The organism is Bifidobacterium eulemuris, assembly GCF_014898155.1.
Taxonomy (GTDB): Bacteria; Actinomycetota; Actinomycetes; order Actinomycetales; family Bifidobacteriaceae; genus Bifidobacterium; species Bifidobacterium eulemuris.
This window is the reverse complement of sequence record NZ_CP062938.1, coordinates 1,608,156-1,632,813: the sequence shown is the minus strand read 5'-3', so window position 1 is coordinate 1,632,813 and position 24,658 is coordinate 1,608,156. Positions and strand designations below refer to the sequence as shown.

Here is a 24,658-nt window from a genome sequence, read left to right as displayed (position 1 = left end):
CTCCTTGATGGTGGGCGTGCGGGGGCATGGCATCTTTGCGAATGGCCGTTACAGTGTATCACAAAAGTAAGGAACTTAACAAATACGGTCTGTTGAAATACGAACGATTCGATAAGTGGGGCCGTGATGCCAATGCGCTGTCTTTCTGAATAAACGCTGAGGTTTCGGCCACTTGGACCTTAAATGTTCAGAAAAGAGCCCTTGATGATTTCGTGCTATTTGTAAATTTTCTTAACTGAAGGGAGCGAGTCGCGGCGTGTCGGCCCGTCGCAAACGCGCGGCGATCTCGCGCCGGTGGCGGCTGGAATCGCGGGTCGCGGCGGGACGTGCCCGCAAGCGATCGGGGGATGCGGCCGCAGCGATCGGGAGATGCGGCGGGCGGCGGACGGCGGGCGTGACTATGGGACGCGGCCATGGGACGCGGCCATGGGACGCGGCCATGGGACGCGGCCATGGGACGCGGCCATGGGATATGGCGGCGGGCGCGGCCGCAAGACTACCTTGCGGAACGTGGCCACGGGTACGTCCCGCGAAACGACGAAGGGGCCGACCCTATACGGAGTCGGCCCCTTCGCCGTGAACAGTCTTTGGAACGTCGCGCGCGGGAATCGCCGGTGGTCCGGCTGGCACGCGGCTAGCGCCACCACATGGTCATCAGGAATCCGACCATAATGATCGCGAACGCGATGGCCAGGTTCCACGCGCCGATATTCGGAATCGGCCAGGAGCCGGACGGCGACAGGTAATAGACCACGGCCCAGATCAGGCCGATGATCATCAGCGTGCAGAACAGCGGCACGAACCAGCGCGGATTCGACTTGGTGCCCTTGATGGACTCCTCCACGCGCTTGGTGTTCTCCGCCTGACGGGTCATCATGCGGCGCATCTGCGGGGTCAGGGTCGTCTTGTCGGCGGTGGCGTTGAGCACCGCCTGCACCTGCTCCATATCGATGCCGAGCGCCTCCATATCGGGGTCGGAGGTGTCCTCCTCCGCCTTGTCGTCGGCCTCGTCGGCGTCAGCGGCCTCGGCGGCCTCAGCCTCAGCCTCAGCATCAGCGGCCTCGGCGGTTTCGGCGTCGTCAGCCTTGGCCTCGGCGTCGTCCTCAGCCGTTTCGACAGCCTCGGCCGGGGCCTCGACGGCCTCGCTCTGTGCCTCGTTCTGGACTTCGCTCTGCCAGTCCTTCTGGTCGTTCGAGTCGGTTTCGTGCAGCTCTTGGTCAGCCATCAGCATAGTCTCCATTCAATAGGCTAAAAGTCATAATAGTGGCTACACTCGAAACTAGCGAACAACGCTCACAATAAGCGGGGAATTCATGGCAAAACATACCGGCAGGCACAGCGCGAAGCGCTCCTGGGTGGGGGGCATCGCCGTATTCGTCGTGGTGGCGCTAAGCGGGTATCTGCTGATGACGAATGTGCGCGTCAACCGCACGGCGGTGGTCACCTCCGACACCGCCGATCTGGTGGAGCAGGGTGTCGACGAGGTCAACCAGCTGCAGCAGGACATCACCGACCTGAGCTCCCAGATCGACACACTCACCGAAGTGATCGGCTCGAACACCGACGACGAGACGTCCAGTGACGGCGAGGACTCCAGTCTGGTGCTCCCGGCCGTCGAAGGCGAGGGCGTGACGGTTACCCTGAACGATTCGCCCCTGTGGGAGAACGCCATCAACAACTCCGGTTCGGCCGACAATATCAACGACTATGTGATCCACCAGCAGGATGTGGAATCGGTGGTGAACGCGCTGTGGGCCGGCGGCGCCACGGCGATGATGATCATGGACCAGCGCGTGCTGTTCAACTCCGCGGTGATCTGCTCCGGCAATGTGCTCTCGTTGCACGGCAAGAAGTACTCCCCGCCGTTCACGATCTCCGCCATCGGCGACCCCGAACAGCTGCGTGAGGCGCTGGAGGACTCCGAAGCCATCTCAATCCTGCAGGAATACGTGACCGCGTTCGGCATCGGCTATGACGTGAAGAATGAGGACAATCTGCAATTCCCGGAATCGGCAGCTCTACTGCAACCGCTAAAGTATGCCACGGTGAAAACTGAGGAAGATGAGGAATAGACGAATGAAACACGCCTCTTACAAAAAAGTCGCCGTGCAGGGTGAGCAGCGGCGGGGAATCGGCTGGCAGATCATCGGCATCGTGGCGGAAATCCTGCTCACCTTGGCGGTGATCTGCGCGCTGTATGTCGCATGGCAGATGTGGTGGACGGGCGTCGAAGCCGAACATGAGCAGGCGCAGACGCTGGAATCCGTCTCATGGAGCGAACCGGGCGAGGACGGCGAAGAGGTGACCATCGCGCAGGCGCAGGAGGGCGACCCGCCCCTGCAGCCGGAAAGCGCCGAGGAAGGCGACCTCATCGCCCAAGTGTATATTCCGCGCTTCGGCAGCAGCTGGCAGCGCAATCTGGTGGAAGGCACCACCCTCGAACAGCTCAACCGGCACGGACTCGGCCACTACACCACCTCGCAGATGCCCGGACAGGTGGGCAACTTCGCGATCGCCGGCCACCGCAACGGCTACGGCCAGCCGCTGGGCGACGTGGACAAACTCGAAGAGGGCGACAAGATCATCATCCGCACCGAGGATTACTGGTACGTCTACACATACACGAGCTATGAGATCGTGCTGCCCACGGACGTGTACGTGATTTCGCCGAACCCGGAGAACCCCAGCGAGGCGCCCACCAAACGCATGATCACCCTGACGACCTGCGAACCGAAATACACCACGCCCACCCACCGTTGGATTGTGTACGGCGAGCTGGAGTATTGGGCCAAAGTCTCCGACGGCGTTCCCGCCGAACTCGCCACCACGGACGAGCAGGGCGCGGTGAAATTCACCAGCACGAGCACGCAGTCGGCCGTGTCGCGTATCGACTCGCTGCAGCCGTTCATCCTCGGCGCGCTGGCGGTGTGGGCCGTGCTGTTCATCGCCGCCGCCATCGCCTGGCGTTGGCCGGTGCTGCGCCAGATCCGCTCCGGCGAACGCCGCCGCCCCGACGCCAGCATCTACGGTTGGCTGCTGCGCATCCATCCGGGTGTGCTGCCGGTGCGGCTGATCATGTTGGCGCTGCTGATTTTCGCGGCCGCGGCAGCCCTGTTCCAGTGGGGATTCCCGTGGGCCGCGGCCAACATCCCCGTCCTGCAGGAGATGTCGAACTTCACCGCCATCGACTAGTTGGCTGCGTGCGGTCGGCCTGCACGGTCGGCCTGTGCGGTCGGCCTGTGCGGTCGGCTGCGTGCGCCGGTCATGCGGTCATGTGTCCATGTGGCCATGCGGTCATCAGGCGTGTGATCATCAGGCATGTGGTCATACGGCCATCCGCCATACGGCCATCCGCCATACGGCGTATCCGGGCAGCGGGCGGCGCGTGGGCTTAGGATAGTGGACAGTACGGTTTTCAAGGAGCGATTATGACTGATTCGGCCCGCATCCTCGTGGTGGACAACTACGATTCCTTCGTCTACACCATCGTCGGCTATCTCAAAACCTTGGGCGCCACGGTGGATGTGGTGCGCAACGACGCCATCGACCCCACACAACCGGGTCTGCTCGACGAATACGACGGCGTGCTGATCTCACCCGGCCCGGGCGCTCCGGCCGAATCCGGTGCCAGCGAGGACGTGATCCGCCTGTGCGCGGCCACCCGCAAGCCCATGTTCGGCGTGTGCCTGGGATTGCAGGCGCTGGCCGAAGTGTACGGCTGCACGGTGGGCCACGCGCCCACCATCATGCATGGCAAAACAAGCCCGGTGGAGCATATCGACGATGAGATTTTCGAGGGCGTGGCCAATCCGATGACCGCGACCCGCTACCATTCGCTGGCCGTGGAACCGTCCAGCGTGCCTGAGGAGCTGGTGGTGACCGCGTGGACGCAGGGCGACCACATCATCCAGGGCGTCAAGCATCGCGATCTGCCGATGTATGCGGTGCAGTTCCATCCCGAATCCGTGATGACGCAGGACGGCTACCGTCTGCTGGCCAACTGGCTGGCGGTGTGCGGCCAGAGCGACGCCGTGGCCCGTTCCGCCGGCCTGCAGCCCAAAGTCGCCCGGTAGCCCATCCCACCCCCCTCCGCCATCCCGAGCGCAGCGTCTCGGTGGCGACGTACCAAGGATTGGAGATGTACGCCCCCTCTGTCATCCCGAGCGGAGCGTGCCTCCCCCCCCCACTCGTCATCCCGAGCGCAGCGTAGCGGAGTCGAGGGATCTCACTGCTGTTTACGCAATCTGAGATCCTTCGACTCCGCACTTCGTGCTCCGCTCAGGATGACGAGAAGGGGGGAGGCAGTTCAGTCGTTTGGCCGTCGGGCTTCGTTATTTGGCGTCGGCTACGGTCGGCCGCCGCCGAGCTACTGGTTCGTAGTGGTGTTGCCGGAGGTGTCGTCTGGGTCGGTGGTGGCAGGGGCCCGGGTGGTCAGCGTGATGGTCGCGCCCGCGTCGGTTGTGCCGGTGACGTCCTGCGCGGTCACCACGGCGGTGTCGCTGGACGAGCTGCCCGTGGCGACCTCCACGGTGAAGCCCTGCGCCTGCAAGGTGCTTCTCGCGCTCGCCAAGGTCTGCCCGACCACGCTGGGCACGCTCACCTGCTCCTTGCCCGTGGACACCCAGATGGTGATGTTGCCGCGCAATTCGATCGCGGTGCCCGCGCCCGGCTCCATACGGGTGACCGAACCGGCCGCCACCGAATCGGAGGTTTCATTCTGCACCACGACGCTGAAATGACGTTCGGTCTGCAGCAGTTGGAGCGCCTGTTCCTGCGTCTGCCCGGTGACGTCGGGCACCGTGGTCATACCGGTGGAGACGTACAGCGTGATGGAGGTGCCCTGCGGTTGCGTGGTGCCGGCCACCGGATCGGTGCGGGTCACATTGCCCTGTTCGATGGTGTCGCTGTCTTCCTGGCGCACCGAGGAATTCACCGTGAATCCGGCCTCCTCCAAGGCGTCGCGTGCGTCGTCCTGGCTGTAGTCCGTCACATCGGGCACCGACACGGACGAGGGGCCTGCGGAGAATTCGACGGTCACCGTCGAGCCGACCTCGACCTGCTCGCCGCCGGCGGGGGACTGGTCGATGAACGTGCCCTCCGGTTCCGTGGATTCGACGTCCTTGATCTCCGCCACGAGCCCCACCGCCTCAAGCTCCGATTGGGCGCGGGTTTTGGTGGTGGTGGAGTTGAACGTGGGCACGGTGACGGTTTCGGCGGTGTCATCGCCGCCGCCGTTCATAAAGAACACCACGCCGACGATGACGGCGATCAGCACGAGCACACCGACGATCGAACCGATGACGATCTGCTTCTTGCGCTTCGCCTTGGCCGCGGCCGCACGCTGTTCGGCGCGCGTTTTCACCGCGGTGTCGGCCGCGCCCGGAGCGATTGAGGACGGCACGCGCTCGAACTGGCCGGTGACGGGATTAAAGGCCTGCGTGGCGGCGGTTTCGGTCGGGGCCATCGCCTGGGTGGCGGCGTCCTGTTCGGCCTGCTTGCGCGCCTTCATATTCGCCATATCGGTCAGCGGATTGAACGCGGCCGCCACCGGCACGCCGCCGTTCATGTAGGTGAGCACATCGTTCTTGAACTCGGCGGCCGTGGCGTAACGGTTCTGACGGTCCTTGGCCATCGCCTTCGCGCAGATCGAATCCCACATCTTCGGCAGGCCCGGCACCACCGCGCTCGGCGGGGTGGCCACTTCGGAGACGTGCTGGTAGGCGATCGCCACGGCGGAGTCGCCGGTGAACGGCGGGCGTCCGGTGAGCATCTCATAGAGCACGCAACCCGCGGAATACAGGTCGGAGCGCATGTCGACGGTTTCGCCGCGCGCCTGCTCGGGGGAGAGGTATTGCGCGGTGCCCACCACGCCCTGCGACTGGGTCATGGTGGCGGCGGAATCGTCAAGCGCGCGGGCGATGCCGAAATCCATCACCTTGACCATGCCCTGCTCGGAGATCATGATGTTGCCCGGCTTGATGTCGCGGTGGATGATGCCCATGCGATGCGAGTATTCGAGCGCGCTGAGCACGCCCATCATCACCTGTTCGGCGTCGCGCTGGCTCAGCGGGCCGTTCACCTTGATCACATCGCGCAGGGTCTGGCCCTTGACGTATTCCATCACGATATACGGCAGATGTTCGGTGCGGCCGTTGTCGTCGACCACCGCCTCCTCGCCGGAGTCGTAGATGTTGACGATGTTCGGGTTGTTCATCTGCGCGACCGCATGCGCCTCGCGGCGGAATCGGCTCAGGAAGATCTCGTCGTTGGCGAGATCCGCGCGCATGATCTTCACGGCCACGGTGCGTCCGAGGCGCGTATCAAGGGCGACCCGGACCTCAGCCATGCCTCCGCGGCCGATGAGCTGTCCCAGCTGGTAACGGCCGTTGGCCAATGCGCTTGGCATGTTGCTCATTGCTGTTCCCTCCAAATCATCTGGTTCGTGCTCAGAAGAGTCGCCGCCGGTCGCGGCGCGCTGGTCACCCTGCGCGGAACCCGCGCGCCGGGGGTGACCATGGTGGTGTTGTCGTTCATTTCGGTCTGCTGGTCGAGCAGGCGACGTTCGATGCGTGCGAGCGTGCGCGAGACGACCAACGCGTCCTTTGGCCGGTCGAGCGGGTCTTTGGACAGCATCGACATCACGAATTGAGCCAGCTGCAGATCCGTCGAATCCGGCAGCGGCGGCACGGGATCGTTCACATGCGCGGCGGCGATATCGACCGGGGTGGCGCCGGTGAACGGACGATGGCCCGTGAGCCCCTCGTAGGCCACAACCCCCAGCGAATAGATGTCGGATTGCGGCGAGGCCTGCAGGCCCTGCGCCTGTTCGGGGGAGATGTACTGCGCGGTGCCCACCACCATGCCGTCCTGTGTGATCTGCGCTTGGTTGGTGGAGTAGCTCACGCCGAAGTCGGTGATCTTCACCTCGCCGGTATCGGAGACCATGATGTTGGCCGGCTTGATATCGCGGTGGATCACGCCATGGCTGTGCGCGATGAACAGGCCGCGGGCGGTCTGGATGAGGATCGGCAGCAGCTCGGTCGGCTCCATCGGGCCTTCCAACGCGTGGAAACGGTCCGCCAGGGACTTCGAGGGCACGTATTCCATAACGAGGAACCCGATGCCGTCATGCTCGTAGTATTCGAACAGCGCGGCGATGTTGGGATGCGCCAGATTGGCGGAATTATGCGCCTCGGCACGCAGACGATGCAGTTTGGCCTCGGCGTTGGTCACATCCGAGCGCAGCGCCTTGATGGCCACCTCGCGCCCGAGCTGAATATCGTAGCCCTTCCACACTTCGCCCATGCCGCCTTGCGCGAGGCGCGCGTCGAGGCGGTAGCGGCGGTGGATCAGCTGTCCTTCGATGAGTTTCATTGCTGTAGCGCCTCCTGCATCAGTGCACGCATAATTGGTCCGGCCGCGAGCGAACCAGTCACATCCACATTATGCACGACCACGGCGATGGCGATTTGCGGATCGTCGGCGGGGGCGAATCCGATCACCCAACCGTCGATGGAATCGTTGCCTTCGCCGGTCTGGGCGGTGCCGGTTTTGGCCGCCACGGCCACGCCGTCGATGCTGAGATTCTGGTTCGCCTTGGTGACCACCGATTCCATCATCTGCGTGAGGGTGTCGGCGGTGCTGGCGCTGAACGCCTCGCTCATCACCTGCGCGCTGGTCTCCGACAGCACGGTCAGATCGCTGGATCGCACGCGGTCCACCAAAGTGGGGCGCATCAGCGTGCCGTCGTTGGCGATGGCCGAGGCCACCATCGCCATCTGCAACGGCGTGGCGGTGGTGTCGCCCTGCCCGATGGAGGCCAGGGCGAGACGGTCGTCGGTCAGGTTCTGCGGGAACTGGGAGGCGGTGGCCGTCATCGGCGAGCCGGTCGAATCGGTGCCGTCGACCACGATCGAGCTGTTGAAACCGAGCTTTTCTGCCATCTCGTTGACCGTATCCGCGCCCAAAGCCACGCCCAGTTGGGCGAAGGCCGTGTTGGACGAATAGGCGAGGGCGTCCTCCAGCGAGATCGTGCCGTTCGTGCCCGCGCCTGCGGTGCTGGAGTTCGGCAGCTCGGTGGAGGTGCCCGGCAGCGTGTAGGTCGCGCCCGCGGGAATCTGCGTATCCGCCTGATAATCGCCGGTTTCCAGCGCTGCCGCCGCCACGATGGTTTTGAACGTGGATCCCGGCGGGTACAGCTCGGAGATGGCGCGGTTGAGCATGGGGTTGCTTTCGGAATTGATCAATTCCTGATAGGCGCTGTCGGCGGCCGTTGTGTCATGGCTCGCCAGCGTGTTCGGATCGTAGCTGGGCGTGCTCACCATGGCGAGGATGCGTCCGGTTTTCGGCTCGATGGCCACCACGGCGCCGTCGTTGGAGCCGAGCTGGTCGTAGGCGAGCTGCTGCAGCGTCGGGTCGATGGAGGTTTCGATGGAGGCGCCCTGGTTCTCGCTGCCGGTCAGCGCGGCCTTCAGCCGCTGCCAGAACAGGCTGTCGGATTCGCCGTTGAGCAGCTGGCCGCGCGAGGCCTCGATGCCGCGGTCCGCGCCCTGGCTGATGGAGAAGTAGCCGGTCACCGGCGCGTACACGTCGCCGTTGCTGTAGGTGCGCTGGTATTTGAACGCGTCGTTCACCGCCTCGGACGAGGCGATCACCGTGCCGTCCGAAGCGAGGATCGCGCCGCGCGAGACACCGAACTCATGGTAGAGGTTGCGGCTGTTGCGCGGATCCGCGTTCAGCTCGTTGGCGCGTATCGCCATGATGACGGTGGTCGACAGTCCCAGGACGACGAACAGCGCCACCACCGCGGTGAACAGTTGGCGCAGGTACTTGTTCATTGCGCGCCTCCCGTCACCGTGCGGGGCATGGGGATCGCCTCGGTGGCTCGCGTGCGCTCCTTGAGCTCGCGTTCGCGCAGGGCGGCCAGCGCCTCGTATTGGAAGGTGTCGCTGTTCAGCTCCGGTTCGGGTTTGTTGGCCTGGTTCGAGATCACCAGCAGCAGAGCCGCGAGGATGGAATTCGCCACCAGGCTGGAACCGCCGGCCGCCATATACGGCAGGGTCATGCCGGTGAGCGGGATGACCAGCGTGATGCCGCCGACCACGGTGAACACCTGGAAGGCCATGGTGAACACCAGACCGGAGGCGAGCAGCTTGCCGAAGCCGTCCTTGATCTTCATGGCGGTGATCAGGCCCGAGGCGATGATGAGCAGATACAGCATCAGCACGGCCATCAGGCCGGTCAGACCCAGCTCCTCGCCCACGGAGGCGTAGATGTAGTCGGAGTTGGCGAACGGGGTGAGCGAGGGATGCCCCTGGCCGAGGCCGGTGCCGAGCATGCCGCCGGAAGCCAGGCCGAAAATGCCGGTGACGATCTGGTAGGAGCCGCCGTACGCCTTGTTGTACTGCTCGTTGCTGAACGGATGCAGCCAGGCGTCGACGCGCGATCCCACATGGCTGAAAATGCTCGCGGCGAGCACCGCGCCCGCGGCGAAGGCGATGAAGCCGATGACGATCCAGCTTTTGCGGCCGGTGGCCACATACAGCATCGAAACGAACATGGCGAAGAACATCAGCGAGGTGCCGAGATCATGCTGCAGCACCAGCACGCCCATCGAGGCGATCCACACCACGATGATCGGGCCCATGTCCTTGATGCGCGGCAATTGCAGGCCCATCACCTTTTTGCCGCCGACGGCCAGCTGGTCGCGGTGGTCGAACAGGTACGCGGCGAAGAAGAACGCGAGGAAGAGCTTGGCGAATTCGCCCGGCTGCACGGTGCCCAGGCCGAACACGTTCAGCCAGATGCGCGCGCCGTTCGTCTCCACACCAATCACCGGCAGCATCGGGGAGAGCAGCAGCACCAGGCCCACCACCATGCTCACGTAGGAGAATCGGCGCAGCACGCGGTAATCCTGGAGGAACACGATGATCAGCGCCATCAGGACCAGCGCCAGACACAGCCAGATCAGCTGGCGGAAGGCCACGTCGGTGCCGTTCTGCTGGTCGATGCGCGCGATCATCACCGTGCCGATGGCCGTCAGCACCAGCACGCACGGCAGAATCGACTGGCTGGCATACGGCTGGAAGCGGATGCACAGTCCCCACACCAGCAGATACAGCACGCCGACCAGCGTCAGCATCGCGACGTACCTGGAGGGGAACCCGCCGGTGGTGCGCTGGAACATCTGGAAAAACGCGAGCACGCTGATCAGCATGGCGAACAGCAGCAGGGAGAACTGGCGCAAACGTAGGGCGATCATCAGGCATCATCCCCCTGCGAGGAAGTGCCGGAGTCCGAACTGTTCGAGCCGGCGTTGGAGGACGAGTCGGAATCGTTTGAGCCGCTGTCGGAACCGTCGTCCTGCTTGGCGGTGGCGTCGGGCGCGGCACCCATCTCGCCGGTCGCGGCCGCGTCGTCGTTCTCCTGCTGCAGTTTGGTCATCTCGTCGCGGATGATCTCCACATGGTTCTCCGCCTCGGTCAGACTGCCCACCACAATGCCCTGCTCAAGCTGGCTGATCCACGTCTGCGGCAGATCCTCAGTGTCGATGGAGGTGCGCTCCACCTCATGCGAGAGCTCGAAGCCGAACACATCCGTGGGCACGCCCTGGTAGATCGCGACCTTGCCGTCCGCATTGCCGACGTAATAGCGCGTCTGGCTCCACCAATAGGCGAGCCCGCCGGCCGCGGCCAACGCGATCACCGTCAGCAGGGCGATACCGGCCGCAATCAGACGGCGTCGGACCCTTTTCGTATGCGAGGCCTGCTTCTGCAGACTCTGCTCATGGCGGATGGCCTTGGCCACCTCGGGATCGTTGGGATCGGCCGTGATGCGCCCGTCAGGCGTCTGCACCACGGGAATCTCGCCGGTGTCGGGATTGTCGCGCTCGCCGCTCTCCTCGCGCACGGTGGACGGCTGGACCACGCGGGTCGTCGCCGCGGCGGCCTCGTCCTCGCCGGAGCGGGTTTGCATCAGCGCGGCGGCGCGCTGCGCGGGGGAATTGCCGTCACGCAGCGCGGGCGCCGAGGCGACAGGCTCGTTGACGATGTCGGCGATGGGCTCCAAACTGCGGCTGGCCGCGCCGCCGACCAGCGGCGTCTGATGCGGCAGATCGAAGGCGTCGGCGTCCAACGCCAGCGTCGCGTCCGCGATCACCGCGGTCACATTGTCGGTGCTGCCGGCCTTCAGCGCCATGGACACCAGCCGCTGCGCGCACTCGCCTTGGTCGGTGATCGTCGCCATCGCCTCTTCGATGGTGGAATCCTCCAGCACGCCGCACAGGCCGTCGGAGCACAGCAGCCAGCGATCGGCCGGATGCGCTTTGCGGATGGCGATGTCGGGGCGCGGATCGATGTCGAAATCACCCAGCACACGCATCACCACATTGCGCTGCGGATGGTTCTTCGCCTCGCCGGGCGTGATGCGGCCCGTGTCGATGAGATGCTGCACGTAGCTGTGGTCGCAGGTCAGGCGCTGCAGCCTGCCGTCACGCAGCAGGTAGGCGCGCGAATCGCCGATATGGGCGACCACCCAATAGCCCGCGACCAAAGCCACGGCGGTGACCGTGGTGCCCATGCCGGCGAGCTTGCGCTCGCGCTTCGCCTTGCCGACGATGGCGTCATGCGCGGCCAGAACGGACGCCTCCACCATGCGGGTGACGGTTTCGACGTCGCCGCCGGTGTCGTCCTGTTCGATATGGGCGAGCGAGCGGATCGCGATCGTCGAAGCGGTGTCGCCGCCCGCGTGGCCGCCCATGCCGTCGCATACGGCGATGAGATGCTCGCCCGCGAACGACGAATCCTGGTTGTTCGAACGCACCGTGCCCACGTCGGACACCGTGGTGGAATACAGGAACAATGGTTGGGAGGCTGCGGAAGTGGGCATGCGACTACCTCAGTTCAAAGGTGGTGGCGCCGATGCGCACCGGAACGCGCGCGGGCAGAATCGTCGGCGTGGTCAGACGCTGCTGGTTGACGACCGTGCCATTGGTGGACTGCAGATCCTCGATGGCCCACTGGCCGGAGGTGGGATCCACGTACACGCGCGCGTGATGCGAGGAGACGAACTCATCGTCCAACACCACGGTGTTGGTGGCGGAACGGCCCAGCGTGATCACCTCGCCGGTCAGCGGCACGGATGTGCCCGCCAGCGGTCCGTCGATCACGACGAGCAGGGTCGGCTCGGCGTTGGTGGAGGGCATATCGTGCGTGGGCGGCATGGTCACCCGGGGCGCGGGCGGCGTTTCCGTGACGGCCTTGCGCGCGCGACGCTCACGGCGACGGCGGGCACGCGACGGGCGCGGGCTGAAGGACTCGATGTCCTTGTGCAACGAGCGCACAGCCAGCCACAGGAAAACCCATAGCAGGATCAGAAACCCGTATTTCAGTAAAGCGAAAGTCAGTTCGGTCATAACGCTGGCTGACTACGCCTGCTCCTGCGCGGAAGCCCAATACAGGATGCGGGTGCGGCCGATGGTGATGGTGTTGCCGTCGAGCAGCGTGGCGGCGGGCACCTGATGGCCCTCCACATACGTGCCGTTGGTGGAACCCAGGTCGCGTGCGATCACGCCGTTCTCGGTCACGTCGATCTCGAGATGGCGGCGGGAGATGCCCGGGTCGTCGATCACGATGTCGCAGCCGGAGCCGCGGCCGATCACCGTCTGCTCCTTGGTGATGAGGTACTGGTTGCCGTTCACCTCGAGCACGGGATTGTCCTCGCTCTGGCTGTCGGTGGTCACCGGCACGGCGTTGCCCTGCACGGACTCGGAGGAAAGATTGAAGTTGCCCTTGGCCAGGTCGAGATCCTCTTCGAAGATCACCACCACCGGGCCCACGAAGGCGTAGTGCTGGCTTTTGGCGTATTCGGTGAGGTTGTCCGCCAGCTCGTTGGCGAGGGTCTCGCTGCCCCACGATTCGATGCGGTCGAAATCCGGAGTGCTCAGCTTGAAGCGGTATTCGTTCGGGGCCACCGTGCGGTCGCGGCCCACCGGCATGGCTTCGGCGTCGATTTCGCGCTCCAGCGCGCTGGAGAGGTCGACGGGCTGCAGGTCCTTGGAGCCGAATTTGGCGAATACTCCGTTGACCGCACCTTCCACGCTTTTCTCAAAACGGTCGAGAACGCTCATAGTCATCCCTTTCTATTCTCTGCATATCCTACGCGGCGTGTGGAACAGAGCGCAAAAACCGTCCGGATAATTGCAAAAGCTTCATTGCGCGCCGGCTCCGTCACGTCTGCGCCCTCCCTCATCACTCCGCGTCGCCCTCCCTCACCGCTTCGCGTTGCCCTCCCTCATCACTCCGCTTCGCCCTCCCTCGCCACTCCGCGTCGCCGCCCGTCTTCGGCCGGCCCTCGTGGCCGGCTTCGACCGATTCCGTCTCAGTGATCGGGTCTTGACGGGTCGGCTGTGGCCTCCGGCCGGCCTTACGCTGTGTCCGTGAGGCGCGCATCAGCCGACAACACATCGACATCCAAGCTCACGCGCTTGCGCCATGTCCGTGGGCGCGCATGCTGACATGATGGTGCCCGGATTGGCCTATCTGCGTTAGCGGTAGTGGATTTGGGACCTTGCAAAGGTCGATCTGCGTTAGCGGTAGTGGGCTTTACGCGATACACCGAGTATCCGGCCCATTATTTCAACGGTCATACTTGGGATAACGTCAAACGGACACCACCGCTAACGCAGATCGATATCCGCAACACCCGGAATCCACTACCGCTAACGCAGATAGGTCGGCAAGGCGCTACACGGATTGATGTTGTCACAGTGTCAATTTGGGTTGCGGGCGGCCTACAATAAATCCATGCAGTTCGCCCTGATTGATGAAAGCCGCTATGCGGAGGAAATGTCTCAGACGGTGATGCCAGCGCTCGCCGCCTGCTGCGACGAGGGATGGTTCGACCCCTCGGACGCCGAGCGCGAAGCCGGCTTGACGCCGCTGGCTCCGGGCGCGGATCCCTTCGCCTCATCGGCAGATGGATCCGCGGCCCACGACGGCAAGTTGCATTATCTGTGCTATGACGTGACCAAGTTCGCGAACCTGCGCGAGCCCGGCGCCACCGCCGCTTTCCGCGGGGCCGTCGTGCTCAGCCACGGGTTCACGGAGTTCGCGGAGAAATACAGCGAGATGATCTGGTATTTCCTGCTGAACGGATATTCGGTGTGCGCGCTGGACCATCGCGGCCACGGCAAATCGGCGCGCGACATGGACAATCCGAGTCTGGTGTGGATCGACGACTGGCGACGCTACGTCGCCGATCTGGCCGGTTTCGCCCAGACGCTCGGTCGCTCGTACGCCGACGGCCAGCCGTTGCATCTGTACTGCCATTCGATGGGCGGCGGCATCGGCGCGGCCGTGTTGGAACGCTACCCCGATCTGTTCGACAAGGCGGTGCTGTCGTGTCCGATGATCGCGCCCGCCACCGGCATGCCGAACTGGTTGGCCCGCACGCTATCCGAAACGATGTGCGCGCTCGGCATGGGACGCAGCCGCGTATTCGGCCAGACGGATTTCGACGGCACGCTCGACTTGGGGTCGCATCCGTACTCCAGCCATGCGCGCGAACGTTGGTATCACCAGATGCGCTGCGCCCACGCGGAATACCAGACCTACAGCGCCGCGTTCGAATGGGTGCGCCAGTCGTTGCGGCTGAGCCGGGCCGTGCTGGATCGCGAATCCTGCGCCGCCATCGAAACGCCGTTGACGTTGTTCCAGGCGGGGCATGACGTGTGGGTGCTGAACGAGCCCCAGAACCGCTTCGTCGAGCGGGTGCAGGCAGGCGGCGGATCGGCGCGGCTGGTGCGCATCGACGATTCCGAGCATGAGATCTTCTCGATGCCGAACGCGGTGCTGGGCCCGTATCTCGACCAGATACTGGAGTTCTTCGCGGAGCCGATTTCCGAGTCGGTCTAGTTTCGGCGGCTACGCCTTTGTGGGACGCGGCGCGCATCATCCTTTTGCGGCGCGGCCGCGGTCGGCAAAAAGTGACGGGTCCCAGTGCCATACTGGGGCATCGTGAGCGAGAAGAGCGAGAAAAGCGAAAAGAACGAAAAGGGCGCTGTGGGCAGGCGCGTGACCTTCGAGCACGCGCCGCGCGATCTGGCGGTCGGGGCCGCGCTGACGTTGGCCGGCGGCACGTTGTGGGGCGTCAACGCCACCGTCTCCAAAATCCTCATGGACCACTATCAGGCCGACCCGTTGTGGATCGCCTGCATGCGCGAGCTCTTTACAGGCGCGCTGTTCCTCGCCTGCGCCGGCGTCACGACGCCGCGGCTGCTTACCGGTGCCCTGCGTGACCGCAAATCGTATCCAAGATTCGTGGGCACGGCCATCGTCTGCGTGCTGCTCTCCCAAATCGCCTATCTCAACTCGATCGATTGGACCAACGCCGGCACCGCCACCGTGCTGCAGACCCTGAACCTGCTGTTCGTGCTGGCGTGGGTGTGCCTGCGCGGCCGCAGACTGCCGGGGCGGCGCGAAAGCGTCGGCGTGGCGCTCGCCTTCGTCGGCACGGTGCTGATCGCCACGGGCGGCGATCTGACCACGCTGACCCTGCCGCCGATGGGGCTGGCTTGGGGCCTTGCGAACGCGCTCGCGACGGCGTCGCTGTCGATTCTGCCCGCCTCGCTGATCGCCCGATGGGGCAATTTCACGGTCAACGGCATCATGTTTTTGATCTCCGGCATACTGCTATGCCCGATCGTGCGCCCGTGGGCCACCGCCCCGGCTGGGCTGGACGCGCTGGGTGTGGGGCTGATGGTGTTCACCGTGGTGGGCGGCACGTTCGGCGCGTACTGGCTGTTCCTGACCGGTGTGATGCGCATCGGTTCGATGCGCGCCACCATGCTCGGCACCGTGGAGCCGGTGACCGCGACGCTTTCCGCCGTGCTGCTCACCGGCGCCGTGTTCACGCCGACCGACCTCGCCGGCTTCGCGATGATCATCGCCATGGTGTTTCTGGTGCGCTGAACGCACGCTGAACATCGTCGGGCGAAGTGGCCGTTGCGTTGGTCGCATCGCCGCCGGTCTGGTCTGTGGAGTGTATGCGGCTTGGTCGGATCAGCTCTCCCCGCGGTAGCGCGCCATCATCTGGGATTGCAGCTGCTGGGCGCTGGGCGGCGTCCAAGTGACCGCATCCGCGCCGGCCTCGATGGTGGCGATGATGCTCTCGTCGCTCGCCCCGCCCGAGGCGAGGATCGGCGTCTCCGGATGGTGCGCGCGGATGCTCGCCACGACGGCCGCCGTGTTGTGCCCGGCGGCCACGTTGATGATGGCCGCTCCGGCGAGGATCTTCTCTTCCGTGACCTCGTCGTCCGTGGTGACCGTGGCGATGACGGGGATGTCGATGGCGCTCATCGCGGCCTCCACGGTGGCGGCCGGCGCGGGCGCGTTGATCACCACGCCGGCCGCGCCTTGCATTTCGGCCACCATGGCGAGTTCGATCACGCGGTTGCCGGTGGTCGTGCCGCCTCCGACGCCCACGAACAGCGGCTGCTGGGCCACGGTGAGCAGGGCCTGCGTGATGATGGGCTCGCCGGTGAACGGGTAGACGGCGAGGATCGCGCTGGCGTTCGTATTGCGGATCACCGCCGCGTCGGTGGTGTAGGCGAAGGTTTTGAGCGTGTGGCCTTTGACGGTGATGCCGCCGCAGCGCGCGGTGGATTCGGGCACGCGGGCCACGGGCGAGGTGAGCCGCCCCTCCACGGTGGCGTTGCCTGCCACCGTGCGTGTGACGGACGGCAGGGTTGTGTGCCGCTCCATGGCGACGCCCTCGCTGGGGGAGAACATGCTGGTGCGCGGCGAGGGGCTTGGTGTCGCCGGGTTCGATATCGTGTCCGGCGTCATGCGGATGGTCGAAACGCTGCGTTCGCTCATGCGTCCTCCTGAATATCGTCTTCGGGCAGGCGGCTGGCGTTGCGGAATTCCGCCATGGCTTTGCGCATCAGGCGGCGGCGTTCGATGAGGTCGTCCTGGGGGAAGCGGCTTTCGGCATGGGTGATGATGCGGTCCAGATAGCCGCTGAGCGTGTCGAGTTCGTCATCGGTCAGGCAATCGAGCAGGTCGGTGCTGATATGCGTGCGGCGGCGCAGATGGTCGGCGGCGGCGTGGCCCTCGTCGGTCAGATGCACCATCATCACGCGGCGGTCCTGCGTGGCGGGGCGGCGCGTGATATAGCCCTTCTGCTCGAGTTTGGACAGCAGTTCGCCGACGGCCTGGCGGCTCATGCCGAGGATGGTGGTGAGGTCGCGCTGGCTGATCTGGTCTTTGAGCGTGAGCATGGTGAGCACACGCCCCTGCCCGTGGAGGGTGGATCCGTCGCCGGGGGTATCCGGGGGTATGAAGGTTGTGTCCGGGGCGACGGTGCCTGTGGGCTTGGATGCGTCGTTTGTGTCGTTTGTGTCGTTTGTGCCGTCTGCGGATTCGCTGCGGACGGCGTTCGTCGCAGGGGCGTCTTCAGGATTGTGGGAGATGCGGGTTTCGCTCGGCTGCGGGGCGCGGTCGCTTCTGCGGACGACGGGCCGTATCGTGGCGCCGTCGTCGCGTCTGGTGCGGCCGACTTGGAAATGCGATCGGGCGATGATGACGCCGAGGTCGCGCAGCTGTTCGGTGATGCGGGTTTTCGTTTGCTCCGACATGGTGATCGCCGGCCTTTCCGCTTGCGGGGCTCAAGTTCCGCAAGGATTTGTAAAGTACTTGACAATCGCAACGCTACAATACGGTATCGCAACTGTCAAGTACTTGACAATATAATTCCGCGCCGGCTGCGCGTCACTCGTCCTGGTCGTCCTGCTCGTAGATGGCCGCGGTGATCATGTCGCGCAATTCGGCGAAGCGAGGATCGGCCCGAACCTTGTCCATATTGTCGGGATCTGCCGGGTCGCGGGGGATGGAGATCGGGATATCCATTTTTACGGTGCCGGGATGCGCGCTCATCACAATGACGCGGGTTGCGAGGAAGATCGCCTCGTCGACGCTGTGCGTGATGAAGAACACGGTTTTCCTCTTCTCGAACCAGATGCGCAGCAACTCGTTCTGCAGCCGCTCCCGGGTCAATGCGTCAAGGGCGCCGTACGGTTCGTCCATAAGGATCAGATCCGGGTCGCACGCCAGCACGCGGGCGATCTGCGCGCGCTGCTGCATACCGCCCGACAGCTCGTATGGGCGGCGGTCGCCCGCGTCCTTGAGTCCGACCATCTCCAGATAGCGCTCGGCGATTTCCTTGCGCTCCCGGGATGCGACGCCCTGCATGCGCATGCCGAATTCGACGTTGCCGCGCACGGTGAGCCATGGGTACAGCGGCGGTTTCTGGAACACCACCCCGCGTCGCGGACTTGGGCCGTCGATGACGCGCCCGTCGGCCACCACCTCGCCGTCGGAGGGTTTTTCGAAACCCGACAGCATGTTGAGCAGTGTCGTTTTGCCGCAGCCGGACCGTCCAACCACGCAGATGAAATCGTGTTTGTTGATGGTCAGATTGATGTCATGCAAAGCGGTGACCTCGTTGCCCTCCAATGTGGTGAACCGCTTGTTGACGCCGCGGATGTCAACCGCCACGCCTCTGGCGTCCATGGACTGCTTCTCGACCTGCTCGTCCCAGGTCATGTCGTGCTTGGCCATCGTAGGCTCCTTCATAAGCTGATTATGCGGATGTATGGATGTGCTTATTCCCCGGCGACCGCGTCTATCGCGTCGGTGTACAGAGCGTCGGCGTAATCGTCGTTCACCGCGTCGAGGCTGTTCTGCGTTTTAAGGAACTCCGCGGTGTCTTTGAGCGTGCCCGGCAGGTCTCCATGGAACAGCTCGCTTTGCTCGGCGGCACGGGGATAGGTGTAGCCTTCAAGCTGCGCCGCGACATCGTCGGGATCGTTGCCCAACTGCGACGAAATCATCTCGGCCGAGCCGTCGGGATCCTCGGAGATCAGGCCCGCCGCGTAATCCTCCACGGCCGTCCAAATCCTCATCACGTCGGGGTTATCCGTAATGAACTCCTCGGACGCGACCTCCATATCGTAGGTGGCGGCACCCGTCAGGGCGGTTTGGGCTGAGGACGTGACGATATGCCCACCGTCGGCGCGCAGCGTGGAGAGCACCGGATCCCATACCCATGCCGCGTCTATTTCGCCGCGCGTCCAAGCGGCGGCCATCTTATCGGGATCGAGGTTGATGAGATGCACGTCCGTTTCCGACAAACCCGCGTCGGCCAATGCGGACAATAGGCTGAAATGCGAGGTCGAGCCGAACGGCACCGCAATGTTCGCGCCTTTCAGATCGGCGACCTGCGTGATCGAGTCGTCGTTGGCGACCAGCGATTCGGCGTCGCCGATGATGTCATGTATCCATACGATGGCGACCGGCAGGTCCAGTGGCGCGCTCACCGAGCGTACGGCCGGGCTGGAGCCCATCAGACCGATGTCGATCGAGCGCGAGCCGAACGCCTGCACGACATCGCCTCCCGAATTGAACTGGTTCCATTCGATGGTGGCCTGCGGCAGGCACGCCTCCAGCAGCCCCATGTCCTTGACGATGAGGTCCGCGTTCGGAATCGCCTGCCAGGCGATGCGGATCGTGCCGGTGAAGTCGTTGTCGGCATCGACCGGGCAGCCGACGTCTGCGGTGCCGTTGGGATCGACTCCGGCGAGCTCGTAGGCGGTGGGCATGGATCCGCAGGCGGCCAGTGCGGTGAGCATCGCGCCGCCGGCCAGAGCTGCCGAGGCGCGGCGTATGCGTCGGATCGAAGCGGTGGTGTGGAATGCAAGTCGCATGATGTTCCTCTCTGTTCTGCGTCGTGCGTCGTATGTCGTGCGTCGTGCGGAGCGATATGCCGTCAGTCCTGCCCCACCCAGGGGGTGACGAGTCTGGTGATGAGTTGGATCAGTCCGTCCAGCAGCAATGCGGCGATGCCGATGACGAAGATGCAGGCGATGGTCAGCGGTGTGTTGAGTTCGGTGCCGGATAGGTAGGCCAGCGCTCCGATGCCGGGAATGCCGTTGTTGAGTTCGGCCGCGACCACGGTGGTCCACGCGAACCCGACCGCCAGCCGGATGCCGTTCATGATCGAAGGCAGCGCGCTGGGAAACACCACGAATATAAAGGTTTGGAATGTGCCTGCGCCCAATGCCCGCGCCGAGTTGACGCGGTCCCTGCTCACACCGTTGATGCCGTCGAGTGTGGCGAGAACGATCGGCGGGAACGCGGCTAGGAACAGCAGCCAGATTTTTGTGGTGTCGCCGATGCCGAACCACACGATGAGCAGGCCGATGTAGCCCAGCGGCGGCAGTGCGCGTACGAAATTGATGTATGGCAGAAAGATGCGGCTGATCCATTCGACCTCGGCGAGCACGAATCCGATGAGCATGCCCGCGACGATCGCCAAAGCCATGCCGATGCCGATGCGCTGCAGGCTCACCAACAGATGTTGCCATAGGAAATACTGCTGTTCGCCGCATATGATGCGGTCCGAATCCGTCGACATCGGCCGGCAGATATTCGCTTCGACGAAGGCGTTCCATACTTCGCCGGGCCCCGGCAGATACAGCGGATTGACCAGCCCTGCGGCCGTGGCCGCCCACCAGACGAGCAGGAGCAGCGCCAGCGAGGCCAGCGCCTGCAAGGCGTGCGGGGTGTTCTTGATTTTGAGTCGTAACGTGCCCATGGTCGGTTCCTCTCTGTGGAATGGGTGAGGTGCGGGCGGTCCGGGTCAGGCGATGGCCGCCAGGTGCCGGTACATGTCCTCGAGCATGCCGTCGGTGACGTCCACCGGATTGTTGTACAGATTCGGATGGCGGCTGATGCGCACCAGATCGGCTATCTGCCCGTCGTTCAGATGCAGGTCGGCCAATCCCGTGCGCATGCCGATGCGCGTTTTAAGATCGTGGATCGCGTCGGCCATCGCGTCGGCGTCGGCGAAACCCAGTGTGCGGGCGAAATGCTGCACGCGGCCGCTCTGTGCGTTTTTGTTCACGCGGACGAACCAGTCAAGCGTCAGCCCGCAGGCCTCGCCGTGGGGGATGCCGTGGATGTTGGTCAGGGGGAAGGAGCAGGCGTGTGAGGATGTGGTCTTCGGCAGCGTGAACGCCAACCCGGCGATCAGCGACGCCTCGCACATCTTCTCGCGCGCTTGCAGGTCGGAACCGTCGGCGACGGCGCGCGGCAGATAGTCGAACACCAGTCCGGCGGCATGCACGGCGCAGGCGTCGCAGATCGGCTGATGGCCCTTGCTCCAGTATCCCTCGATCGCCTGGCTGAGCACATCCATGCCGCAGGAGGCGGTGACTTTCGGCGGTACGGAAACGGTCAACTCCGGGTCGACGATCGCCACGGACGGGAAGAATCCGGATGAGACGATCGGCGCCTTTCTGCCGAGCTTGCGGTTGGTGAGCACCGCCACGCAGGTGACCTCGCTGCCGGTCCCGGCGGTGGTCGGCACCGCGATCAGCGGTAGGTGGTCGACCGGCATCGCTTTGCCGGTGCCGTGATAGTCGGCGATGGAGTCGTCGGTTAAGGCGATGCTCGCCGCGGCCTTCGCCAGATCCATGGCGCTGCCGCCGCCCATCGCCACCACGAAGCCGTGGCCGCGCGCGCGGATGACGGCGGCGCAGTCATCCACCTCAGCGACGTCCGGATTGGGGGAGAAGTCGCTGAACGCGGCCGTCAGCCGACCGTTGGAGGCTTCGATGAGACGGTCCGTCGTGCCGTCGCGCACGAAATGCTCGGAGGAGACGATCAAACCGTTCTCCCATCCGTGGGACTCCGCCACGTCAGCGATCTCGGTGACCCGTCCGCAGCCGAAACGGATGGTCACGGGCTGCTCATAATCCCATAGCATGTTCGGCTCCCGTCAGTCGCACAGGTTCTCGTCAACCCAGGTGAGCGTCTCGTCGAGCTTGGGAAGCTCCTGCCTGAGCTGCTCGGCGGTGATGGTCAGCGGCGGGCAGATGTTCACATTGGTTTCGCGGCCGAATGTGGCGAACCCCTGCTTCATCAGTCTGCCCATGATCTGCGGCATGACGCTGTTGGAGGCGTGGTACGGCGCCATGAGCTCGCGCGTCTTCTTGTTGCGTACGATGGTCAGGGCGGCGAACAGTCCGATGCAGCGGGCCTCGCCCACGCACTTGTGCTTGGACGCCATGTCGTCGAGGAAGGGCTTGAGGATGCCCTCCATCCGCTTGACGTGCGCGGCGATGTCATGGTCGAGGTAGTAGTTGACGGCGGCCACGCCGGCGGCGCATGCGAGCGTATGTCCCGAGTAGGTCAGTCCGCATTGCAGCACATGGTCGGTGAAATAGTCGGAGACCGCCTTGGAGACGACGACGCCGCCCAGGGGCACGTAGCCGCAGGTCACGCCTTTGGCGAAGGTGAAGATGTCGGGCTTCAGGTCGAAATTCTGCCAGGCGAACATCTTGCCGGTGCGGCAGAAGCCGGCCATCACCTCGTCGCATATCATGAGGATGCCGTACTTGTCGCATAGGGCCCTCACGCCCTCCATATAGCCTTCGGGCGGCAGGATCACGCCATTCGCGCCTACGATGGACTCCATAAGGATCGCGGCCACGGTATCGGGGCCCTCATATTGCAGCTGCTCGTCGAGCCGATGCAGATACTCCTTGGTGACGGCCTCGTCGTCCACGCCACGCGTGTAGCCGTCTTCGTACATGTTCGGATTCATGAAATGCACGAAGCCCGGCGCGGTGCCGCCCATCTCGGCGGCGAAGCGACGCCAGTCCCCCGAGGCGTTCGATGATCCGATGGTCGAACCGTGGTATGAGCGGTAGCAGGAGAAGATCTTCGGCCTGCCGGTGACCATGCGAGCCATCTTGATGGCGTTCTCGTTGGAGTCCGTGCCGCCGTTGGTGAAGAACACGCGCTGGTAGAAGTCGGGGCCGGCGAGATCGACGAGCATCTTGGCCAGCCGGGATTTCGGCTCGGAGGCGTAGGCGGGCGACATGAAGCACATCGTGTCGGCCTGCTTTTTGATCGCATCCACGATTTCGGGCAGCTCATGTCCGAGATTGGAGCATACGAGCAGGGAACTCATATCGGCGTAACGGTTGCCGTCGTAGTCCCAGAAATAGATGCCTTCGGCCCGCTTGATCGGCATGACGGCCTCGCCCTGCTTGTGCCAGGACTGCATGACGTGATCGCGATGCAGGGCGGCGACTTCCTCGCCCGTCAGCTCTTCCATAATCGTTCCTTCCGTGATGGGGTGCCGGAATATGCGCTATGCATAGAATTCGGCTTGTTGTGATGTCCCCGGTGTGGTTCTGCTCGTTCAAGGAAATGCTTGATTTTCTTGACCTGATTTGCAGTCTAGGAAGGACGGGGAGTGGCGACAACGATTCAGCGCCTAAGGTTGTTTGTGCTGCAGCACAACAATAGGATGGTTTCGGAGTGGCGGCCGCTGGGCCGGACGGGCGGATCGGCCGCTATCCGGCCGTGCCGCGTGAGGCGCCGTCCATACCTTCCGCAGGCACGCAGTCAAGCAGCTCCTTGACCCGAAATCCAATCGACATCTCCTCGCGCGTGCGGAAGTCCGACAGATTCACGCCGAGCAGATCCTGTATTTTGCCCAACTTGTAGCTCACCGTATTGCGATGCACGAACATGCGCTCGCTGGTCTCCTTGATGCTCCCCGAAAAAGCGAGATAATTGCGCAGCGTCTCCACGAGATCCCCGCCGTTGAGCTGGTCGTGTTTGGCCAGTGGGCCGATTGTGGTGTCGTAATAGTCGGCGAGGATCTCCGGATCGTTGACGGAGAGCAGCAGCTTGTCGGAGCCGGCATCGTCATACAGGAACGGTTCGCCATCCGTGCCATGCAGCCATTGCAGGCGTTCCAGAGCCAGCGCCTGACGGTAGCTTTTGCCGATGCATCGGGCGGATCTCGTCACCTTGCCCACTCCGACGAATACGCGGGTGCCTTCCCCCAAGAACTCGGCGCATGTGGCCGTCGCCGCTTGGGTCATATCGCTTACCGCGCCGATGTCGTATCGTGTGAACACCAGCGCGATACGGTGGCCGATGGTCAGTTGCACCGCATGCCATTGGCGGCTGGTCAGCAGTGTTTCGATGCGGGCGGCGCAGGAATCCATCCGCGCGTCCGGGACCGGTTCTCCGTCCTCGGCACATACTTCGAACACGGCGACGCAGTAATTCCAATCCTTGCCGAATCCGCTGCGCTCCATGGTCTCGAGATACAGATCCTCGCGCGTCGGCATGAAAATCGCGTTCTCCAAAGCGGCGGCCAGCTCCATGTTGTGTTTCTCGCTCATGGTGATGGACAGGCTGAACAAGTGCATGATCTGCGCCATATGCTCGCTCCATGGAACGCGGAACATCGGGAAGTCGCGTTCGTTGCAGAAGCGCACCGCTTCGGGGCTGATCTGGTGGATGAAGGGGCCGACGTTCACCACGATGCCGCTGGCTCCGGAATCGTATGCGCTGTGCGTCAAGCCCACGAGATCCTCCTGCGATTCGAGGCCGATGCCTGTGGTGAAGGCGATCTCCTGCCCCTCCAGAAAGCCCGCGATCTCCTCGTTCTCCACCATATGCACCCAGCGCACGGCATGGTCGAGTCCACCCGCGCCGGCGACCAGCGCGATATCGTGGCCCTGGCCTCTGGCCTGGTCGACCAATTCCTTCAGTCGGACGGACATGTGGGTTCC

21 protein-coding genes are annotated in these 24,658 nt (G+C 64.1%); 5 read left to right on the top strand and 16 right to left on the bottom strand.

The window, feature by feature from the left end; translation table 11 throughout:
• Positions 1-634: 634 nt before the first annotated feature.
• On the bottom strand, positions 635-1,231 hold the full coding sequence (crgA, locus tag BE0216_RS07085) for a cell division protein CrgA (protein WP_169714223.1): 597 nt from the start codon (positions 1,229-1,231) through the stop codon (positions 635-637).
• 82 nt (positions 1,232-1,313) lie between these two features.
• Between crgA and BE0216_RS07080 the strand changes: the two genes are divergently transcribed.
• The 3 genes from BE0216_RS07080 to BE0216_RS07070 all read left to right on the top strand — a co-directional run bounded on the left by BE0216_RS07080 (position 1,314) and on the right by BE0216_RS07070 (position 4,073).
• Positions 1,314-2,072 carry a DUF881 domain-containing protein gene (locus tag BE0216_RS07080; RefSeq protein ID WP_094635797.1) on the top strand — a complete coding sequence of 253 codons (759 nt, stop codon included), beginning with the start codon at positions 1,314-1,316 and terminating at the stop codon, positions 2,070-2,072.
• A 4-nt stretch (positions 2,073-2,076) separates the two neighbouring features.
• Complete coding sequence (locus BE0216_RS07075) at positions 2,077-3,192, top strand: class E sortase (protein WP_094635798.1); 1,116 nt, start codon at positions 2,077-2,079, stop codon at positions 3,190-3,192.
• Positions 3,193-3,428: 236 nt separating this feature from the next.
• Complete coding sequence (locus BE0216_RS07070; protein WP_094635799.1) at positions 3,429-4,073, top strand: anthranilate synthase component II; 645 nt, start codon at positions 3,429-3,431, stop codon at positions 4,071-4,073.
• Between the two features lie 293 nt (positions 4,074-4,366).
• Here the strand turns inward: BE0216_RS07070 and pknB are convergent, their stop codons facing one another.
• Genes pknB through BE0216_RS07035 form a run of 7 tightly spaced genes read right to left on the bottom strand, consistent with a single transcriptional unit; the run spans position 4,367 to position 13,126 of the window.
• Entirely contained in the window at positions 4,367-6,415 is a 2,049-nt protein-coding gene (gene pknB / locus BE0216_RS07065; RefSeq protein WP_420835643.1) for a Stk1 family PASTA domain-containing Ser/Thr kinase, read from the bottom strand.
• On the bottom strand, positions 6,412-7,374 hold the full coding sequence (locus BE0216_RS07060; RefSeq protein ID WP_094635800.1) for a serine/threonine-protein kinase: 963 nt from the start codon (positions 7,372-7,374) through the stop codon (positions 6,412-6,414). Before BE0216_RS07060 ends, pknB begins: the two co-directional genes overlap by 4 nt.
• A complete protein-coding gene (locus BE0216_RS07055; protein WP_094635801.1) occupies positions 7,371-8,837 on the bottom strand; it encodes a peptidoglycan D,D-transpeptidase FtsI family protein in 1,467 nt (488 codons plus the stop codon). Before BE0216_RS07055 ends, BE0216_RS07060 begins: the two co-directional genes overlap by 4 nt.
• Positions 8,834-10,261 carry an FtsW/RodA/SpoVE family cell cycle protein gene (locus tag BE0216_RS07050; RefSeq protein WP_094635802.1) on the bottom strand — a complete coding sequence of 476 codons (1,428 nt, stop codon included), beginning with the start codon at positions 10,259-10,261 and terminating at the stop codon, positions 8,834-8,836. Before BE0216_RS07050 ends, BE0216_RS07055 begins: the two co-directional genes overlap by 4 nt.
• Entirely contained in the window at positions 10,261-11,886 is a 1,626-nt protein-coding gene (locus tag BE0216_RS07045; protein WP_094635803.1) for a BofC C-terminal domain-containing protein, read from the bottom strand. The genes BE0216_RS07050 and BE0216_RS07045 overlap by 1 nt, the downstream gene beginning before the upstream one ends.
• Positions 11,887-11,890: 4 nt before the next feature.
• Positions 11,891-12,412: an FHA domain-containing protein FhaB/FipA gene (locus BE0216_RS07040; protein ID WP_094635804.1), complete on the bottom strand. Its 522-nt coding sequence runs from the start codon at positions 12,410-12,412 to the stop codon at positions 11,891-11,893.
• Positions 12,413-12,424: 12 nt separating this feature from the next.
• Entirely contained in the window at positions 12,425-13,126 is a 702-nt protein-coding gene (locus BE0216_RS07035; RefSeq protein WP_094635805.1) for an FhaA domain-containing protein, read from the bottom strand.
• Positions 13,127-13,802: 676 nt separating this feature from the next.
• Here BE0216_RS07035 and BE0216_RS07030 point away from each other — a divergent pair.
• Both BE0216_RS07030 and BE0216_RS07025 read left to right on the top strand, forming a co-directional pair.
• Positions 13,803-14,912 carry an alpha/beta fold hydrolase gene (locus BE0216_RS07030; RefSeq protein WP_094635807.1) on the top strand — a complete coding sequence of 370 codons (1,110 nt, stop codon included), beginning with the start codon at positions 13,803-13,805 and terminating at the stop codon, positions 14,910-14,912.
• Positions 14,913-15,059: 147 nt separating this feature from the next.
• Positions 15,060-15,968: a DMT family transporter gene (locus BE0216_RS07025; protein WP_169714225.1), complete on the top strand. Its 909-nt coding sequence runs from the start codon at positions 15,060-15,062 to the stop codon at positions 15,966-15,968.
• Positions 15,969-16,058: 90 nt separating this feature from the next.
• Here the strand turns inward: BE0216_RS07025 and BE0216_RS07020 are convergent, their stop codons facing one another.
• The 8 genes from BE0216_RS07020 to BE0216_RS06985 form a co-directional block, all read right to left on the bottom strand.
• Positions 16,059-16,787: a nitronate monooxygenase family protein gene (locus BE0216_RS07020; protein WP_404801826.1), complete on the bottom strand. Its 729-nt coding sequence runs from the start codon at positions 16,785-16,787 to the stop codon at positions 16,059-16,061.
• A gap of 83 nt (positions 16,788-16,870) precedes the next feature.
• Positions 16,871-17,635: a MarR family winged helix-turn-helix transcriptional regulator gene (locus BE0216_RS07015; protein ID WP_094635808.1), complete on the bottom strand. Its 765-nt coding sequence runs from the start codon at positions 17,633-17,635 to the stop codon at positions 16,871-16,873.
• Positions 17,636-17,768: 133 nt separating this feature from the next.
• Positions 17,769-18,617 carry an ABC transporter ATP-binding protein gene (locus tag BE0216_RS07010; RefSeq protein WP_211279888.1) on the bottom strand — a complete coding sequence of 283 codons (849 nt, stop codon included), beginning with the start codon at positions 18,615-18,617 and terminating at the stop codon, positions 17,769-17,771.
• A gap of 44 nt (positions 18,618-18,661) precedes the next feature.
• On the bottom strand, positions 18,662-19,762 hold the full coding sequence (locus BE0216_RS07005) for a taurine ABC transporter substrate-binding protein (protein ID WP_211279889.1): 1,101 nt from the start codon (positions 19,760-19,762) through the stop codon (positions 18,662-18,664).
• A gap of 62 nt (positions 19,763-19,824) precedes the next feature.
• Complete coding sequence (locus BE0216_RS07000) at positions 19,825-20,652, bottom strand: ABC transporter permease (RefSeq protein WP_094635809.1); 828 nt, start codon at positions 20,650-20,652, stop codon at positions 19,825-19,827.
• Between the two features lie 45 nt (positions 20,653-20,697).
• The gene (locus tag BE0216_RS06995) at positions 20,698-21,825 is read right to left on the bottom strand and encodes an iron-containing alcohol dehydrogenase family protein (protein ID WP_094635810.1); all 1,128 of its coding nucleotides are present in this window, start codon (positions 21,823-21,825) and stop codon (positions 20,698-20,700) included.
• A 12-nt stretch (positions 21,826-21,837) separates the two neighbouring features.
• Positions 21,838-23,181, bottom strand: coding sequence for an aminotransferase class III-fold pyridoxal phosphate-dependent enzyme (locus BE0216_RS06990; protein ID WP_094635811.1), 1,344 nt, complete (start codon positions 23,179-23,181; stop codon positions 21,838-21,840).
• A 241-nt stretch (positions 23,182-23,422) separates the two neighbouring features.
• Positions 23,423-24,649 carry a PucR family transcriptional regulator gene (locus BE0216_RS06985; RefSeq protein ID WP_094635812.1) on the bottom strand — a complete coding sequence of 409 codons (1,227 nt, stop codon included), beginning with the start codon at positions 24,647-24,649 and terminating at the stop codon, positions 23,423-23,425.
• Positions 24,650-24,658 lie beyond the last annotated feature (9 nt).

Bases quoted from the DNA above. Each gene is read 5' to 3' on its own strand.
- crgA (WP_169714223.1), bottom strand. From the start codon at position 1,231: ATGCTGATGGCTGACCAAGAGCTGCACGAAACCGACTCGAACGACCAG.
- BE0216_RS07080 (WP_094635797.1), top strand. From the start codon at position 1,314: ATGGCAAAACATACCGGCAGGCACAGCGCGAAGCGCTCCTGGGTGGGG.
- BE0216_RS07075 (WP_094635798.1), top strand. From the start codon at position 2,077: ATGAAACACGCCTCTTACAAAAAAGTCGCCGTGCAGGGTGAGCAGCGG.
- BE0216_RS07070 (WP_094635799.1), top strand. From the start codon at position 3,429: ATGACTGATTCGGCCCGCATCCTCGTGGTGGACAACTACGATTCCTTC.
- pknB (WP_420835643.1), bottom strand. From the start codon at position 6,415: ATGAGCAACATGCCAAGCGCATTGGCCAACGGCCGTTACCAGCTGGGA.
- BE0216_RS07060 (WP_094635800.1), bottom strand. From the start codon at position 7,374: ATGAAACTCATCGAAGGACAGCTGATCCACCGCCGCTACCGCCTCGAC.
- BE0216_RS07055 (WP_094635801.1), bottom strand. From the start codon at position 8,837: ATGAACAAGTACCTGCGCCAACTGTTCACCGCGGTGGTGGCGCTGTTC.
- BE0216_RS07050 (WP_094635802.1), bottom strand. From the start codon at position 10,261: ATGATCGCCCTACGTTTGCGCCAGTTCTCCCTGCTGCTGTTCGCCATG.
- BE0216_RS07045 (WP_094635803.1), bottom strand. From the start codon at position 11,886: ATGCCCACTTCCGCAGCCTCCCAACCATTGTTCCTGTATTCCACCACG.
- BE0216_RS07040 (WP_094635804.1), bottom strand. From the start codon at position 12,412: ATGACCGAACTGACTTTCGCTTTACTGAAATACGGGTTTCTGATCCTG.
- BE0216_RS07035 (WP_094635805.1), bottom strand. From the start codon at position 13,126: ATGAGCGTTCTCGACCGTTTTGAGAAAAGCGTGGAAGGTGCGGTCAAC.
- BE0216_RS07030 (WP_094635807.1), top strand. From the start codon at position 13,803: ATGCAGTTCGCCCTGATTGATGAAAGCCGCTATGCGGAGGAAATGTCT.
- BE0216_RS07020 (WP_404801826.1), bottom strand. From the start codon at position 16,787: ATGTTCTCCCCCAGCGAGGGCGTCGCCATGGAGCGGCACACAACCCTG.
- BE0216_RS07015 (WP_094635808.1), bottom strand. From the start codon at position 17,635: ATGTCGGAGCAAACGAAAACCCGCATCACCGAACAGCTGCGCGACCTC.
- BE0216_RS07010 (WP_211279888.1), bottom strand. From the start codon at position 18,617: ATGGCCAAGCACGACATGACCTGGGACGAGCAGGTCGAGAAGCAGTCC.
- BE0216_RS07005 (WP_211279889.1), bottom strand. From the start codon at position 19,762: ATGCGACTTGCATTCCACACCACCGCTTCGATCCGACGCATACGCCGC.
- BE0216_RS07000 (WP_094635809.1), bottom strand. From the start codon at position 20,652: ATGGGCACGTTACGACTCAAAATCAAGAACACCCCGCACGCCTTGCAG.
- BE0216_RS06995 (WP_094635810.1), bottom strand. From the start codon at position 21,825: ATGCTATGGGATTATGAGCAGCCCGTGACCATCCGTTTCGGCTGCGGA.
- BE0216_RS06990 (WP_094635811.1), bottom strand. From the start codon at position 23,181: ATGGAAGAGCTGACGGGCGAGGAAGTCGCCGCCCTGCATCGCGATCAC.
- BE0216_RS06985 (WP_094635812.1), bottom strand. From the start codon at position 24,649: ATGTCCGTCCGACTGAAGGAATTGGTCGACCAGGCCAGAGGCCAGGGC.